This is a genomic window from Streptomyces sp. NPDC051452, assembly GCF_044454765.1.
Lineage (GTDB): Bacteria > Actinomycetota > Actinomycetes > Streptomycetales > Streptomycetaceae > Streptomyces.
Map to the genome: position 1 here is coordinate 605,318 of NZ_JBITEB010000002.1, position 16,103 is coordinate 621,420.

Here is a 16,103-nt window from a genome sequence, read left to right on the forward strand (position 1 = left end):
TCCTGTGCGAAGAGGTGGACCGCGATCGGCCCGAGGGGTGGGGGGCGGGTCGCCTCACGCCGAGCCGAGTTCGTTGTCGATGAAGGCGAAGACGTCGTCGGCGGAGGCGTCTTGGAGCCGTCCGGCGACGGCGTCGGTGTCCTGGCCGAGGGTCTTGTTCAGCTCGCCCAGCAGGGACTGCAGCCGGGTGGTGATCCGTCCCTGTTCGATGTCCTCGGCGGTGAGGTCGCCGAGCCGGGCCGCGACCCGGTCCAGTTCGGCGACGACGGAGTCCACGGAGGTGTCGGCGCCCGCGAGTTCGGTGCCCAGGTGCTTGGCCAGGGCGGCGGGGGTGGCGTAGTCGAAGATGAGCGTGGCCGGCAGGGGTACTCCGGCGGCGCCGCTGATGCGGTTGCGCAGGTCGACGGAGGTGAGCGAGTCGAAGCCGAGGTCGCGGAAGGCGGTGGCCGGTTCGACCGCGTCGGCGCTGGCATAGCCGAGGACCGCGGCGGCCTGGGAGCACACCAGGTCCTGCAGGGCGCGGTCGCGTTCGCCGCCGGTGAGTCCGGCGAGCTTCTCGGCGAACCCGTCGACCGCGCTCGTCCGGGCCTGGCCGTCCGCGCCGCGCCGCGCCTCGGGCAGCGCGGACAGCAGGGCGCTGGGCCGGGTGGCGGTGAACGCGGGAGCGAACACCGACCAGTCGACGTCGGCGACGGTGACGGTGGTGTCGCCGCCGGCCAGCGCGCGGCCGAGGGCGGTGAGGGCGCGGTCGGGGTCGAGCGGGGTCATGCCCATCGCCCGGGCGGCCGAGCGGACGACGCCGTGGGCGGCCATGCCGTCGCCGCCCCAGGGTCCCCAGGCCACGGAGGTGGCGGGCAGTCCGGCCGCGCGCCGGTGTTCGGCGAGGGCGTCGAGGTAGGCGTTGGCGGCGGCGTAGTTGGCCTGTCCCGCGCCGCCGACGGTGGCGGTCAGGGAGGAGAACAGCACGAACGCCGACAGGTCGCGGTCCGCGGTCAGTTCGTGCAGATGGCGGGCGGCGTCGGCCTTGGGGGCGAGGACGCCGGTGAGGCGTTCGGGGGTCAGCGCGTCCAGGACGCCGTCGTCGAGGACCCCGGCCAGGTGCAGGACCGCGGTGAGGGGGTGCTCCTCGGGGACGGAGTCCAGCAGTGCGGTCAGTGCCTGCCGGTCGGTGACGTCGCAGGCGGCGAGGGTCACCTCGGCGCCGGTGGCGGTGAGTTCGCGGACCAGGTCGGTGGCGCCGGGCGCGTCGGCTCCGCGACGGGAGACCAGCAGCAGGTGGTGGGCGCCCTCGGCGGCGAGGCGGCGGGCGACGGCGGTGCCGACCGCGCCCGTGGCACCGGTGACCAGTACCGTGCCGGAGGGTTTCCAGGGGGCGCCGGGCCGGGCCGGGGCGTGCTCCAGGCGCCGGCCGTAGGTGCCGGACTCGCGGACGACGACCTGGTCCTCGCCGCCGGCGTCGCCGAGCAGCGCGGCCAGCCGGGCGGTGACCTGCGGTCCGATCTCGGCGGGCAGGTCGACCAGTCCGCCCCAGCGGTCGGGGTGTTCCAGGGCGGCGACCCGGCCGAGGCCCCACACGGGCGCCTGAGCGAGGCCGGTGACGGCGCCGGCGGTGCCGTGGGCGACGGCGTCGCGGGTGGCGCACCACAGCGGGGCGGTGACCCCGGCGTCCCCCAGTGCCTGGACGAGCGCGGCGGTGGCGGTGGGCGCGGTGACCGGCGCCAGGAGGGACAGGACGCCGTCGACCTCACCGTGGCCGGTGAGCAGCCCGGCGAGTTCCGGGCGGCCGGCCGTGTCCGGTACCGCGAGGGTGTCGACGGCCAGACCCCGGTCGGTGAGTCCGGTCAGGACAGCGGTCGTCCACGGGTCGCCGTCGCCGTCGGCGACGACGGCCAGCCAGTGGCCGCCGAGCGCCGGGGTGGCGGGGGGTGCCAGCGGCTCCCAGGTGACGCGGTAGCGCCAGCCGTCGGCGGCGGCGTTGGTCCGCCGCTGCTCGTGCCAGGCCGCGAGGGCCGGTACGACGGCGGCGACGGACGTCTCGTCGGCGACGCCGAGGGTGGCGGCGACCGCGCTCACGTCCTGTTCCCGGACCAGCTCCCAGAACGGATCGGCCGCGTCCCCGCCCGCCCCGGCGGCGGCGGAGCGTTCGGCCTGCAGGATGGGGGCGTCCTCCCAGTGCCGGTCGCGGCGGAACGGATAGGTGGGCAGCGTGACCCTGCGGCCCCCGGTGAACAGGGTCGGCCAGTCGGGTCCGGTGCCGGTCAGGTGCAGCCGGCAGACGGCGTCGAGGAGGGCGGCGTCCTCGGCGCGGTCGCGGCGCTGGGTGCCGATGACGTCGGGCACCACGTCCTGGGCCAGGTTGGTGAGCACCGAGTCGGGGCCGATCTCCAGGAAGCGGGTGGCGCCCTCGGCGGCCAGGGCGGTGATCCCGTCGTGGAAGCGGACGGCCTCGCGGACGTGCCGTACCCAGTAGTCGGGCGAGGTGAGTTCGGTGGCCGGGCGGCCGGTGACGTTGGAGACGACCGTCAGGGCGGGTTCGTGGAAGGTGAGGCCGGCCAGCACGGCACGGAACTCCTCGAGCATGGGGTCCATGCGGTGGGAGTGGAAGGCGTGCGAGACCTTCAGCCGGGTGCTCTTCTCCGTCCGCGCGGCGACGGCGAGTACGGCCTCCTCGTCGCCGGAGATCACCACCGCGCGTGGGCCGTTGACGGCGGCGATGTCGACGCCGTCGGTGAGCAGCGCCCTGACCTCGGCCTCGGTGGCGAGCAGGGACACCATCGCGCCACCGGCGGGCAGTTCCTGCATCAGCCGGCCGCGGGCGGCGACCAGGGCGACGGCGTCCGCCAGGTCCAGGACGCCGGCGACGTGTGCGGCGACGACCTCGCCGATGGAGTGTCCGGCGAGCAGGTCGGGGCGGATGCCCCAGTGCTCCAGCAGCCGGTACAGGGCGGTCTCGAAGGTGAACAGGGCCGCCTGGGTGTAGCCGGTGCGATACAGCGGCGCGGTGGCGGGGTCGTCCGCGTCCTGGTCGAACATCACCTCGCGCAGCGGCCGTTCGAGGTGGGCGTCGAAGGCGGCGCAGATCTCGTCGAAGGCGGCGGCGAACACCGGGAACGCGGCGTGCAGGGTGCGGCCCATGCCGGGCCGCTGGGAGCCCTGGCCGGAGAACAGCATGCCGAGCCGGCCGGGTTCGGGCGCCGCCACGGCCGGGTGACCGCCGTCGGCGACGGCGCGCAGCGCGGCCAGCAGCTCGTCCCGGTCGCGGCCGGTGACGGCGGCCCGGTGCGGGAACAGGGTGCGGGTGGTGGCCAGCGAGTATCCGACGTCGTAGGGGTCGAGGTCGCCGGCGACCGCGAGCAGCCGCTCCGCCTGCCGCTGGACGGCGTCGGCGCCCTTGCCGGACAGCACCCACGGTATGACGGGCAGCGCGGCGCGCTCGGGGGCGGTGGGCTCGGGCTCGGCGGGCGGCGCCTCCTCCAGGATGGTGTGGGCGTTGGTGCCGGAGATGCCGAAGGAGGAGACACCGGCGCGGCGCGGGCGTCCGTCGGGGGTGTCCCAGGGGCGGGCCTCGGTGAGCAGCCGGACCTCGCCGGCGCTCCAGTCGACGGCGGTGCTGGGGTTCTCGGCGTGCAGGGTGCGGGGCAGGGTGCCGTGACGCATGGCCATGACCGTCTTGATGATGGCGCCGACGCCGGCCGCCGCCTGCGGGTGGCCCATGTTGGACTTGATGGAACCGAGCCAGACCGGCCGTCCCTCCGGGCGGTCCTGCCCGTAGGCGGCGATGACGGCCTGGGCCTCGATGGGGTCGCCGAGGGTGGTGCCGGTGCCGTGCGCCTCGACCGCGTCGATGTGGTGCGGGGCGAGCTGCGCGTCGGCGAGGGCCTGCCGGATGACGCGGATCTGGGCCGGGCCGCTGGGCGCGGTCAGGCCGTTGGAGGCCCCGTCCTGGTTGACGGCGGAGCCGCGGACGACGGCGAGGACCTCGTGGCCGTTGCGGCGGGCGTCGGACAGCCGCTCCACGAGCAGCATGCCGGCGCCCTCGGCCCAGGCGGCGCCCGCGGCGTCGTCGGAGAAGGAGTGGCAGCGGCCGTCGGGGGACAGCGCGCGACGCTCGCTGAACTCGATGAACATCTCGGGGCTGGCCATGACGGCGGCGCCGCCCGCCAGCGCCAGGGAGCACTCGCCCTTGCGCAGCGACCGGATCGCCGAGTGCAGCGCCACCAGGGAGGAGGAGCAGGCGGTGTCCATGGTGACCGCGGGCCCCTCCAGGCCGAGGGTGTAGGCGATGCGGCCGGAGACGATGCTGCCGGATATGGTGCCGCCCACGTAGTCGTGGTGCATCAGGCCGACGAAGACACCGGTCGGGGTGCCCTTCACCGTGGCCGGGTCGATCCCGGCGCGTTCGAATGCCTCCCAGGACACCTCCAGCAGCAGCCGCTGCTGGGGGTCGGTGCCGGGGGCGTCCTTGGGGCTGATGCCGAAGAAGGCGGGGTCGCACTCGGCGGCGTCGTGCAGGAACCCACCGTGGCGGACGTAGGTCTTGCCGGGGGCGCCGGGTTCGGGGTCGTAGATCGCCTCGACGTCCCAGCCGCGGTCGGTGGGGAACTCGGTGACGACGTCGACGCCCTCGTCGACGACACGCCACAGGTCCTCCGGGGTGCGCACCCCGCCCGGGTAGCGGCAGCCCATGCCGATGATGGCGACGGGCTCGCGGTCCTGCTCCTCCAGCTCCCGTACGCGGCGGCGGCTGCGCTCCAGCTCGGTCGTGGCCCGCTTGAGATAGTCGCGGAGCTTGCCGGCCGTGGCGGAGTCTTCCATCACTGGGCTCCCAGTTCGTTGTCGATCCTGGCGAAGAGTTCGTCGTCGCTGGCTTCGCGGAAGTCCTCCGCCGCCTCGGCCGCGGTGGGGCGGCCGTGGGTGTCCTGCCAGTCGCGCAGCAGCGCTTCGAGGCGTGCGGTGACGCGGAGGTGGCTGCCGTCCTGGTCGGGCAGGGCGTGCAGCGCGGCTTCGAGGCGGTCCAGCTCGGCCAGCGCCGACCGGGTGAGGTCGGCCGGTCCGGGCACGAGCGCGGTCTTGAGGTGGGTGGCGAGGGCGAGCGGTGTGGGCTGGTCGAAGACGAGCGTGGCCGGCAGGGTCAGGCCGGTGGCGCCCGCGAGGAGGTTGCGCAGCTCGACGGCGGCGAGCGAGTCGAAGCCCATCTCCTGGAAGGCGCGCCCCGGGTCGACCGACTCCGGTGCGGGGTGTCCGAGCACGGCGGCGACGTGGGTGCGGACCAGCTCCAGCAGGGCGCGGTCGCGGTCGCCGTCCGGCAGCGGCGCGAGCCGCTCGCGCCAGGAGCCGGCGGGGTCGGTGGTGGCGGGCTCGGTGCCGCGCCGCCGGGCGGGCCGCACCAGGCCGCGCAGCAGCGCGGGTACGCCGTCCGGCCGGGCGCGCAGCGCGGCGGCGTCCAGGCGTACGGGCACCACGACGGGGTCCTCGCCGCCGAGGCTGGCGTCGAGGGCGCGCAGCCCCTGGGCGGGGGTGAGCGGTGGCAGGCCGAGCCGGCGCAGCCGCTCCAGATCGGCCGTGTCGATGCCGGCGCTCATGCCGGCGGAGCCGGACCACAGGCCGTATGCCAGGGAGACGGCGGGCAGGCCGAGCGCGCGGCGGTGGGCGGCGAGTCCGTCGAGGAAGGTGTTGGCGGCGGCGTAGTTGGCCTGGCCGCCGCCGACCAGCAGACCGGCCGCCGAGGACAGCAGGACGAAGGCCGAGAGGTCCTTGTCCCGGGTCAGCTCGTGCAGGTTCCAGGCGGCGTCCACCTTGGGCCGCAGCACCCGGTCGACCCGGTCCGTGTCCAGGGTGCCCAGCACGCCGTTGTCGACGACGCCGGCGGCGTGCACCACGGCCCGTACGTCGTGTGCGGCGAAGAGCGCGGCCAGCTCGGCACGGTCGGCGGCGTCACAGCGCGCGAGGGTCACCTCGGCGCCCGTCCCGGCGAGTTCGTCGCGCAGCCGGGCGGCGCCGGGGGCGTCGGCGCCGCGGCGGCCGGCCAGCAGCAGGCGCCGTACGCCGTGCCGGGTGGCCAGATGACGGGCGATCAGGGCGCCCAGGCCGCCGGTGCCGCCGGTGATCAGGACGGTGCCGTCGGGGTCCCAGGCGGGCGGCTCGCCGGGTTTGGCGCGGGCCAGTCGCGCCAGCCGGGTCTCGCCGTCGCGTACGGCCACCTCCGGTTCACCGGAGGCGAGCGCGGTGGCCAGGGCGGCGCGGAGGGCGGCCCCATCGTCGCTGTCGCTGTCGACCAGCAGGAACCGGCCCGGATCCTCGGCCTGGGCGGCGCGGACCAGGCCGTACAGGGGGGCGTGGGTCAGATCGCCGGCGCGCAGCAGCACGGCGAGCCTGCTGTCGGCGCAGCGCTCCTCGGACTGCCATGCGCGCAGGGTGTGCAGGGTGGCGTGCACCCGCTCCCGGACCAGGGCGGGCAGGTCCGCCGCCGTGTCGGGGGCGGTCGGTACGGCCAGGACCACCAGGTCCGGCACCGGGCCTGCGGCGGTCAGGGCGGCCAGGTCCGGGTGGTGCGGCGCGTCGAGCCCGGCGGCGTCGCGCGGGCCGCACACCGCGAGGGCGGGCAGGCCCGGGGAGGCCGGTGCCGTCGCCGGGACGAGGTCGACCCGGTACAGCGGGTCGTCGCCGTCCCCGGCGAGCTGCTCGGCGGTGACGGGCCGGGCCACCAGGCTGCGCACGGTCGCGACCGGTGCTCCGGAGCCGTCGGCGAGGGCGAGGGTGACGGACTGCGGACCGGACGGGGTCAGGTGCAGCCGCAGGGTGTCGGCGCCCGACGCGTGCAGCGTGACGCCGCCCCAGGCGAACGGCAGCACCGCCTGTCCGCCGGGCAGGTCCAGCAGGTTGACGTGCAGTACGGCGTCGAGGAGCGCCGGGTGCACGGCGAACGCGCCGGCGGTGGCGCGGGCGCCCTCGGGCAGGGCCGCCTCGGCGAACAGCTCGTCCCCGCGCCGCCACATGGCGCGCAGCCCCTGGAAGTTCTCGCCGTACCCGTAGCCGGTGCGGGCGAGGTCCGGGTAGAGGCCGTCCAGGTCGACGGGTTCGGCGCCCTGGGGCGGCCAGGCGGTCGGCTGGGCGGGGTGCGCCTCGCCGGCGGGCGGCGCGGCCTCGGTGGACGCGCCTGCCTCGGCCGGGGCGCTGGTGAGGACTCCGGCCGCGTTGCGGGTCCACGGGGCGTCGGGGGTGTCGGCGCGGCGGGACCAGACGGTCAGTTCCCGGCGTCCGTCCCGTTCTCCGCCGACGGCCGCCTGTACGGCGAGGGCACCCCGCTCGGGCAGGATCAGCGGGGCGTGCAGGGTGAGTTCGTCCACGGTGTCGCATCCGGTGTGCTCCGCCGCCCGCAGGGCCATCTCCACGAAGGCGGTACCGGGCAGCAGCACGGTGCCGTGGACGGTGTGGTCGGCCAGCCACGGGTGGGAGGCCCGCGAGAGCCGGCCGGTGAGGAGCGCTCCCCCGGTGTCGGGCAGGTCGGCCGCGGCGGTCAGCAGCGGATGCCCGGTGGCGTGCTGCCCCAGGCCGTCGGCGTCGCCGGTGCCTTTGGCGGTGGCCTCCAGCCAGAGGCGTTCCCGCTGGAAGGCGTAGGTGGGCAGGTCGGTGCGGCGGGCCGCGTGGGGGGCGAGGAAGGCCTCCCAGTCGACGGGGGCGCCGGCCGCGTGCAGCCGGGCCACGGCCGTGACCAGGTCGCGCTCCTCGTCGCCGTCGCGGCGCAGCCCGGCGATGGTCACGCTGTCCTCGGGCAGGCAGTCCCCGGCCAGGGCGGTGAGGGCCGCGTCCGGGCCGACCTCCAGGAACACCCGGACGCCCAGCTCGTGCAGGGCGGTCAGGGCGGGGGCGAAGCGGACGGGCCGGCGGACGTGGTCGACCCAGTGGCCGGGTTCGGTCAGCCGGCCGGGCTCGGCGAGGGCGCCGGTGAGCGTGGAGACGATCGGGATGCGGGGCGGTTCGAAGGAGCACCCGGCGGCGACGTCGGCGAAGTCGGCCAGCATCGGTTCCATGAGCGGCGAGTGGAAGGCGTGCGAGACGGTCAGCCGCTTGCTCCGGTCGAAGCGGGCGGCGAGGGCGTCGACGGCCTCGGCCGCACCCGAGACGACCACGGAGCGGGGGCCGTTGACGGCGGCGAGGCCGACCCGGTCGTCCAGGTGGGGGGCGACCTCGTCCTCCGTGGCGCGCAGCGCGGCCATGGCCCCGCCCGCGGGCAGGGCCGCCATCAGGGCGCCGCGCGCCAGCACCAGCCGGACGGCGTCCGGCAGGGACAGCACACCGGCGACGTGGGCGGCGGCCAGTTCGCCGACGGAGTGCCCGGCCAGGTAGTCGGGGGTCACGCCCCAGGACTCCAGCAGGCGGTAGAGGGCCACTTCGGTGGCGAAGAGGGCGATCTGCGCGTAGTCGGTACGGGTGAGCAGAGCGGCGTCGTCGTCGATCACCTCGGCGAGCGGCCGTGGCAGGGCGGGGTCGGCGAGCGCGCACACCGCGTCGAAGGCCGCCGCGTACGCGGGGAAGGCCCGGTGCAGGGCCCGGCCCATGCCGGGTCGTTGCGCTCCCTGACCGGTGAACAGGAAGGCCGTCCGGCCGCCCACCCGGGTGAGCGGGGTCGCGGCGGCGAGTCCGGCGAGCAGTTCCCCGGTGTCCCGGCCGACGGCGACGGCCCGGTACTCGAAACGGGCGCGCGTGGTGGCCAGTGCCAGGGCGAGGTCGGCCGGGCGCGCGCCCGGGTGCGCTTCGAGGTGGTCGCGCAGGCGCCCGACCTGTCCCGCGAGGGCCTGGCGGGTGCGGCCGGTGACGGTCCACGGGATCCAGGCGCCGTCCCGCGCGGGCGGGTGGCCGGCGTCCTCGGCCGGGTCCGGGTCGGCCGGCGCCTGTTCGAGGACCACGTGCGCGTTGGTACCGCTGATACCGAAGGAGGAGACGGCGGCGCGGCGGGGCCGCCCGGTGTCGGGCCACGGCCGCCGTTCCAGGGCCAGTTCGACGGCACCGGCGCTCCAGTCGACCTGGTCGGTGGGAGCGTCGACATGGAGGGTGGGCGGGACCTCGCCGTGCCGCATGGCCAGCACCATCTTGATGACGCCGGCGACGCCTGCGGCGGCCTGGGTGTGCCCGAGGTTGGACTTGACCGAGCCCAGCAGCAGCGGCCGGTCGGCGGGGTGTTCCCGGCCGTACGTCGCGAGCAGCGCCTGTGCCTCGATGGGGTCGCCGAGGGAGGTGCCGGTGCCGTGCGCCTCGACCACGTCGACGTCGGCGGCGGTGAGCCCGGCGCCGGCCAGCGCCTGCCGGATGACCCGCTGCTGGGAGGGGCCGTTGGGCGCGGTCAGCCGGCTGCTGGCACCGTCGGAGTTGACCGCGCTGCCCCGGACGACGGCGAGCACCGGATGGCCGTTGCGCCGGGCGTCGGCGAGCCGCTCCAGCAGGAGCATGCCGGCGCCCTCGCCCCAGCCGGTGCCGTCGGCCGCCGCGGCGAACGCCTTGCAGCGGCCGTCGGGGGCCAGTCCGCGCTGCCGGCTGAAGTCGATGAACGTCTCCGGTGTGGACATCACGGTGACGCCGCCGGCCAGGGCGAGCGAGCACTCGTCCGACCGCAGGGCCCGCACCGCCCAGTGCAGGGCGACCAGTGAGGAGGAGCAGGCGGTGTCGACGGTGACCACCGGGCCTTCGAGGCCGAAGGTGTAGGCGACGCGTCCGGAGGCGATGCTGGCGGCGCTTCCGTTGGCGAGGTAGCCGTCGAGGTCGTCGGGGACGGAGGTGAGGCGGGTGGCGTAGTCGTTGTACATCACGCCGGCGAACACGCCGGTGCGGCTGCCGCGCAGGGTGGCCGGGACGATACCGGCCCGCTCGAAGGCCTCGTGGGAGGTCTCCAGCAGGAGCCGCTGCTGCGGGTCCATGGCGAGGGCCTCGCGGGGGCTGATGCCGAAGAAGTCGTAGTCGAAGTCGGCGGCGTCGTACAGGAATCCGCCGGTGCGGGCGTAGGTTCTGCCGGGCGTTTGCGGGTCGGGGTCGTACAGGGCGTCCACGTCCCAGCCGCGGTCGGCGGGGAAGTCGGACACCGCGTCGGTTCCCGTGGCGAGGAGGTCCCACAGTTCCTCGGGGGTGGTGACGCCGCCGGGGTAGCGGCATCCGATGCCGACGACGGCGATCGGGCCGTGCGCGCGTTGCTCGTTCTCGCGCAGCCGCCGCCGCGTATCCCGCAGGTCGGCGGTGGTCCGCCTGAGATAGTCGAGCAGTTGCTCTTCGTTGTTCACCAGCGCGCCATCCGATCGAGATCGAAGTGAGGGCTCGGCCGTGCGGACCACCTCCGGACGGCATCCGGTCCGCTTCCCCTCCGCTTTCGGAGGCTAGGCAGGGGCGCTGACGCAATACACCCCTACGGCCCCCAGGGGGCCCCGGCGCCGGTTAAGGGGTCGCGGGAGGACCGCGGCACGGCGGATCACGCGGCGGGGGGCGAGCCCTCACCGCTCACGCCGGTCACGCACGCGCACGCCTCACTTGAGCCCACTGAGCATGACCCCTCGGACGTAGTGCTTCTGCAGGAGCAGGAAGAGGGCGAGGACCGGCAGGACGCTCAGCACCAGGCCGGCCATGACGATGGGCATCGTGCGCGTGGGGTCGACGTGGTCCTGTAGCAGCTGGACACCGACGGGCAGGGTCATCACGTCCGGGTCGGCGGTGGAGACGAGCAGGGCCCAGATGTACTCGTTCCAGGCGTCGACGAAGGTCAGCAGGCCGAGGGTCAGCAGGACCGGCTTGGTCTGCGGCAGCACGATCCGCCACCACACCGCGAATTCACCGGCCCCGTCGATGCGCGCGGCCTCCAGGACCTCGTCCGGGATCGCGACCATGAACTGCCGGGTGAGGAAGATCCCGAAGCCGTTGACGAGGAACGGCATGACGAGGGCCGCGATGCCGGCGGTCAGGCCCGCGCCGCCGCGCCCGAGCGCATCGTTGCCGCCCGCCAGCGGCCAGTGCGCGAGGATCAGGAAGTGCGGGATGAAGAACAGGAACGGGGGGAACATCATCGTCGACAGCACCAGCCGGAAGACGAAGTCCCGTCCCGGGAACCGGAGTTTGGCCAGTGCGTAGCCGGCCAGCGACGACGTCAGCAGCACCGATCCGGTGATGGTGGCGGTGGCGACGACGCTGTTGCGGAAGAGCACCGGCAGGTCGAGCTGCTCGTACGCCGCCCGGTAGTTGGACAGGTCGAACGCCTCGGGCAGGAACCGGTAGGGCAGCGTGCCGGCCTCGCCGGGTCCCTTGAGGGACGTCATCACCATGTCGAGGAACGGCACCACGGTGAGCACGGCGCCGGTCACGACCAGCAGATACGACAGCCACGGGAAGCGGCGGCGGATCACGCGTCCTCCCCCTTGCGCCGGAACGTCCACAGCTGCGCCAGGGTGATCACGAGGACCACCAGGAACAGCACGAAGGCGGCGGCGCTCGCGGTCCCCCAGTCGCCATAGGCGAATGCCTGCCGGTACATCTCCAGCGCGGCCACGTTGGTCGCGTCACCCGGGCCGCCCCTGGTCATGACGGTGATCAGCGCGAACGACTGCAGGCCGGTGAGGAACTGGGTGACGCACACGAACAGCAGGGACGGCCGCAGCAGCGGCAGCGTGATCTTCCACAAGACGGTGACGGGTCCGGCGCCGTCCAGCTCGGCGGCTTCGTAGTACGACTGCGGGATGGACTTCAGCCCGGCGGTCAGGATGAGGATCGCCGAGCCGACCGAGGCCCAGGCCTGGACGACCACGACCGAGGGCAGCGCGGTGTCCGGGTCCTGGAGGAACGCGACCGAGCCGGCCCCGAGGGCGTTGAGGACGCCGTTGACCAGCCCGCCGGGCTCGTACATGTACTTCCATACGTTGCCGACGGCGACGACGGTCGTGACGATCGGCAGGAAGTACAGGGTGCGCCACAGCCCTTGGAACCGCAGCTTGTCGATGCAGGTGGCGACGAGCACGGCCCCGGTGAGGGCGAGCGCCACCGTCCCCAGGGCGAACAGCAGCGTGTTGGTGAAGATCGGCGTGAGGAAGGTGGATCCGTCGGCGAGGAGGCCGGTGAAGTTGTCCAGGCCGACCGGGTCGATGTCGCCGAGGCGGAACCCGGCCCAGCGGGACAGCGCCAGCAGCAGCGCGAAGCCGAGCGGCAGGACCAGGAAGACGGCGAAGAACAGCAGCGTCGGTGTCAGGAAGAGATAGGCGACGACGGCCTGGCGGTGCCGGGCCCGGTCGCGGCCGTCGGCGACGGCACCGTCGGGCCCGGCGGGGCGCCGCGTGTGCGCCCGCTCGGTGGCCTCCGGCGCCAGGGCGTTCACCATGCGCGTGACACCTCCTGGTCGACCTGGCGGCGGGTGCCGCGCAGTGCCGCGTCGACCGACTGCTGGCCGGTCCACAACGCCTCGATGTTCTTGCGCAGCAGCGACTTGGCCGCTTGCGCCCCGGGTCCGTTGGGCTCCGGCACCGCGTAGGCCAGCGCCTCGAGGAAGGGGCGCAGGTTGGGGTCGCCGCCCTCGTCCAGGAGCGTCCGCATGTCGTCGGCGCGGCCGGTCATGGAGCCGGCCGACACCTGCAACAGGCTCATCCGGGTCGCTGTCGCGCCCTTTCCGGCACTCGTCACGCCCACCTTCCGGGCGTTCAGCCAGCGCAGGAACTCCCAGGCCTCGCGGGGGTGCCGGCTGGCCGTGTCGACGCCGAGCATGAAGCCGGTGGAGAGGGTGGCGCGCTTGCCGTGAGCGGCCGGCAGGGGCAGCGGGGCCACGCCGACGTCGCGGTAGGCCGCGCCCATCAGCTCCTTCAGGTTCGCGGTCCACCAGCCGGCGTTGACCACCATGGCCACCTGGCCGGACGGGAACGCCTTGTAGACGTTGACGCCGGGAGCGCTCGCGCCCTGGGCGACGAGGCGGTGCTCCAGATCGAACACGGCCCGGCCGGCCGGTGAGTCGATGGCGGTCCTCCTGCCGTCCGCGGAGACGAACGTCCCGCCGGCCGCGGTGAGCAGGGCGAGCGTCTGGCCGACGGTGGTGGCGTCGTCGATGGTCGACAGCCCGAACCCCTGGACCAGTGTGTTGCCGTAGCGGTCCCGTCTGGTGGTGCGGTGGGCCGTCTCCTCCAACTCCCGCCAGGTACGCGGGGGACGGTCGACGCCGGCCTCGCGCAGCAGCCGCTTGTTGTAGTACAGCGCGTACGTCTGCACCTCGGTGGGGTAGCCGTAGATCCTGCCTCCCACCGAGGCGGAGCCGACCGCGGCCGCGCCGTAGCCGCGTCTGATCTCCTCGGCGTGCTCGGGCGGTGCGGGCCGCAGCACGCCCGCCTGGACGAGCTGGCCGTTCCACAGGCAGTACGGGTGGATGATGTCGGCGCTCTGGCCCGCGGCCTGCCGGACCATGAACGTGGTCAGCAGGTCGGTGAACTCGACGGCCATGGTCCGCACCTTGACCCGGTCGTGGCCGGCGTTCCACTCGTCGACGGGGCCTTGCAGGGCCCGCTTGAGCGCGCCGCTCGCGTAGTGGGTCAGCAGGGTGAGGACGATCGGGTCCCCGGGCCGCCCGGTGCCCTGGCGCGGCGCGGCGCAGCCGGTGGCGAGCAGCGCCGCGGGCAGTGCGAGCGCGAAGTGACGCCGGCTCAGGCCGCGGGGGCGACGGGCCGGCACCGTCGGGTGAGGAGCGGGGGTCATCAGGCGGTCTCCCGGCGCAGGACGCGGAACACCCGGGTCGTGGTGAAACCGGCCTTGCGGTAGAGACGGGCCGCCGGGGACCGCTCGCCGGTCCACAGGAACCACGCCGAGTGCGCGCCGCGCGCCCGCATCCGCTCCAGGACCAGATGGAGCAGGACCTCGCCGAGTCCCGTGCCGCGCGCCTCCTCCAGCACGCCGAACGGACCGAACCGCTCGTCCACCGACTCGTAGGCGCCGTGCATGGCCCACCCGGCCAGGCGGCCCGCGGGGTTTCGGACGACGACGATCCGGTCCGGCGGCGTGCCCGCGGCCAGACACTCCCGGATCGCGCGCGCCCAGTCGGGGTTGAAGTGGTTCCCGGCGAGCGCGAGGAGTTCCACCAGGTCGTCGTCCGACGGCGTGCCGAACCGGCAGCCCCGCTCGGTCAGTTCGCCCAGGCGTCGCCCGACATGCTCCGGGAGTCGGTAGCCGACCAGTGCGCGGTCCATCGCCGCCGCCTCGTACAGCGTGCGAAAGCCCAGGGACGCGAGGAGCCCGGCCGCCCGCGGGTACGCCTCGGCGTCCAGGCCCGGGAGGAAGTAGTGGGGTGTGTACGAGGAGAAGTCCACCCGGGTGCGGCCGTGGCCGTCGAGCCAGTCCAGGGCGTCGGTCAGCAGCCGGCGGCCGAGCCCGCGCCCACGGGCCGCCGGGGCGACGAAGAAGAACGGGATCCAGCCCTGCTCCGGTTCCAGGTCGGTGCCGGTCATCGGCGTCAGACGGCGCACCGCGTAGGCGGCGCCGACGACCCGGTCACCCTCGACGGCGACCCTGAGCCCCTCCGGATCGAAGTTGGCGTCGAGCAGCACCAGGGAGCGGAAGCGGTCCGGGCTGATCGGGTCGCCCGGCGCGCTGTGCCGCCACGCCTCCACCAGTCGCGGGCCGTCACCGACGCGAAAGCCGCGGACCTCGACCCGGGATCCGGTCGTGCGGTCGGCCGTCGTCGGCGACGGTGGTGGCGGCTGCGGTTGGGTCTTCATGGGCGTCCGATTCCTTCAGGGGCAGAGCAGCGGGTCGGGATCCGCGGGGGTAGAGCAGCACGTCCTCGCCGGCCCACCGGCCGGGCGGGGCCGGCTCTTCGCACAGCGGCAGCGGGTCGTCGCCCGCGTCGAGGGTGTGCCGCAGCCGGTCGGAACCCCACAGCAGGTCGATGAAGTGACGGTGGCCGGTGCCCTCCGCGCCCGCCTTGGCAGTGCGCCAGGCGAAGTCCTTGGGGTACAGCCGCCGCAGCGTGGCGAGCATCGCGACGGCGGTGCGTACGGGAGCGAACGCCGCGCGGTCGGTGACGTGGAGCTGGACCCCGCGCAGGAGCCGTCCGGCGTGTTCGTGGAAGGCCGGTACGTAGCGCAGCTCCCGGAAGCGCACGCCGGGCAGGCCGAGTTCGGCGAGCGCGGGTGCGAACCGTGCGTCGAGGTAGGGGGCCCCGACGATCTCGAACGGCTGTGTGGTGCCGCGGCCCTCCGAGAGATTGGTGCCCTCGAACAGACAGGTGCCGGGGTAGCAGTGGGCCGTGGCGGGCGTCGGCATGTTCGGTGAGGGTGCGACCCATGGCAGCCCGGTGGCCTCCGCGTCCGTGCCGCGCTCCCAGCCGACGGCCTCGATCACCGTCAGGTCGACCGCCCTGCCCGCCGCCCGCGCGACGGCCGAGGTGTTGAGGTGCCGGGCGAGTTCGCCGCAGGTGAGGCCGTGCCGGACGGGGATCGCGGCCCGCCCGACGAAGCTCGCCCACCCGGGGTCGAGCAACGGGCCCTCGCTGACGAGCCCGCCGAGGGGGTTCGGCCGGTCGGCCACCACGAACCGCACGCCCGTACGGGCCGCCGAGACCATCAGGTCGAACATGGTCCACACATAGGTGTAGAACCGGGCCACGATGTCCTGGAGGTCGTACACGAGGGCGTCGACGCCGCTGCGGAGCAGCACTTCGTCGAGGCGCTCGCCATCGCACCGGTAGGTGTCGTGGACCGGCAGACCGGTGGCGGGGTCCGCGTCGACGGCCTCGCTCTCACCGGCCTGACCGCTGCCGTACAGCCCGTGCTCGGGACCGAACAGGGCGACCAGCCGCGCCCCGGCCTCCAGCAGCGCGGGCGCGGCCGGGCGCAGGTCGGGCAGCACACCGGTGTGGTTGGTCACGAGCCCGAGCCGGCCGGGCCCGGCGAGTGCGGGCGAGGCGCGCAATCGCGCGATCCCGGTCGTCACCGCGGCCCGGTCGTCCGTGCTCATCCTCTGCCCCCGTCTGCGGTGACCTCTCGAAGCGGCGTCGGAAATATACCTGTGTTCCGGCTTGGGAACTGCGTTCCGGCTTGGGAACTCGGCAATGGTTTGTCACAAGTCGCCCGAAAGAAGGCCGCGAGGGGCCTCACGGTGCCACC

General features: G+C 74.7%; 7 protein-coding genes. All 7 read right to left on the reverse strand.

Going from position 1 to position 16,103, the window contains the following annotated elements; translation table 11 throughout:
- Nucleotides 1-54 precede the first annotated feature (54 nt).
- On the reverse strand, nucleotides 55-4,815 hold the full coding sequence (locus tag ACIBA9_RS07820; RefSeq protein WP_399360664.1) for a type I polyketide synthase: 4,761 nt from the start codon (nucleotides 4,813-4,815) through the stop codon (nucleotides 55-57).
- On the reverse strand, nucleotides 4,815-10,268 hold the full coding sequence (locus ACIBA9_RS07825) for an SDR family NAD(P)-dependent oxidoreductase (protein ID WP_399360666.1): 5,454 nt from the start codon (nucleotides 10,266-10,268) through the stop codon (nucleotides 4,815-4,817). The genes ACIBA9_RS07820 and ACIBA9_RS07825 overlap by 1 nt, the downstream gene beginning before the upstream one ends.
- A gap of 240 nt (nucleotides 10,269-10,508) precedes the next feature.
- Nucleotides 10,509-11,378 (reverse strand): carbohydrate ABC transporter permease, encoded by an 870-nt coding sequence (locus ACIBA9_RS07830; protein WP_399360668.1) that lies wholly within the window; start codon nucleotides 11,376-11,378, stop codon nucleotides 10,509-10,511.
- Nucleotides 11,375-12,343, reverse strand: a complete 969-nt coding sequence (locus ACIBA9_RS07835; RefSeq protein WP_399360670.1) for a carbohydrate ABC transporter permease — start codon at nucleotides 12,341-12,343, stop codon at nucleotides 11,375-11,377. Before ACIBA9_RS07835 ends, ACIBA9_RS07830 begins: the two co-directional genes overlap by 4 nt.
- Nucleotides 12,337-13,698, reverse strand: a complete 1,362-nt coding sequence (locus tag ACIBA9_RS07840; RefSeq protein WP_399360672.1) for an ABC transporter substrate-binding protein — start codon at nucleotides 13,696-13,698, stop codon at nucleotides 12,337-12,339. The genes ACIBA9_RS07835 and ACIBA9_RS07840 overlap by 7 nt, the downstream gene beginning before the upstream one ends.
- The gene (locus ACIBA9_RS07845; RefSeq protein ID WP_399360674.1) at nucleotides 13,698-14,714 is read right to left on the reverse strand and encodes a GNAT family N-acetyltransferase; all 1,017 of its coding nucleotides are present in this window, start codon (nucleotides 14,712-14,714) and stop codon (nucleotides 13,698-13,700) included. The genes ACIBA9_RS07840 and ACIBA9_RS07845 overlap by 1 nt, the downstream gene beginning before the upstream one ends.
- Entirely contained in the window at nucleotides 14,620-15,954 is a 1,335-nt protein-coding gene (locus tag ACIBA9_RS07850) for an exo-beta-N-acetylmuramidase NamZ domain-containing protein (RefSeq protein WP_399360676.1), read from the reverse strand. Before ACIBA9_RS07850 ends, ACIBA9_RS07845 begins: the two co-directional genes overlap by 95 nt.
- Between the last annotated feature and the right edge of the window lie 149 nt (nucleotides 15,955-16,103).

Excerpts from the sequence above, each read along its gene's own strand:
- ACIBA9_RS07820 (WP_399360664.1), bottom strand. The coding sequence starts at position 4,815 with ATGGAAGACTCCGCCACGGCCGGCAAGCTCCGCGACTATCTCAAGCGG.
- ACIBA9_RS07835 (WP_399360670.1), bottom strand. The coding sequence starts at position 12,343 with ATGGTGAACGCCCTGGCGCCGGAGGCCACCGAGCGGGCGCACACGCGG.
- ACIBA9_RS07840 (WP_399360672.1), bottom strand. The coding sequence starts at position 13,698 with ATGACCCCCGCTCCTCACCCGACGGTGCCGGCCCGTCGCCCCCGCGGC.
- ACIBA9_RS07845 (WP_399360674.1), bottom strand. The coding sequence starts at position 14,714 with ATGAAGACCCAACCGCAGCCGCCACCACCGTCGCCGACGACGGCCGAC.
- ACIBA9_RS07850 (WP_399360676.1), bottom strand. The coding sequence starts at position 15,954 with ATGAGCACGGACGACCGGGCCGCGGTGACGACCGGGATCGCGCGATTG.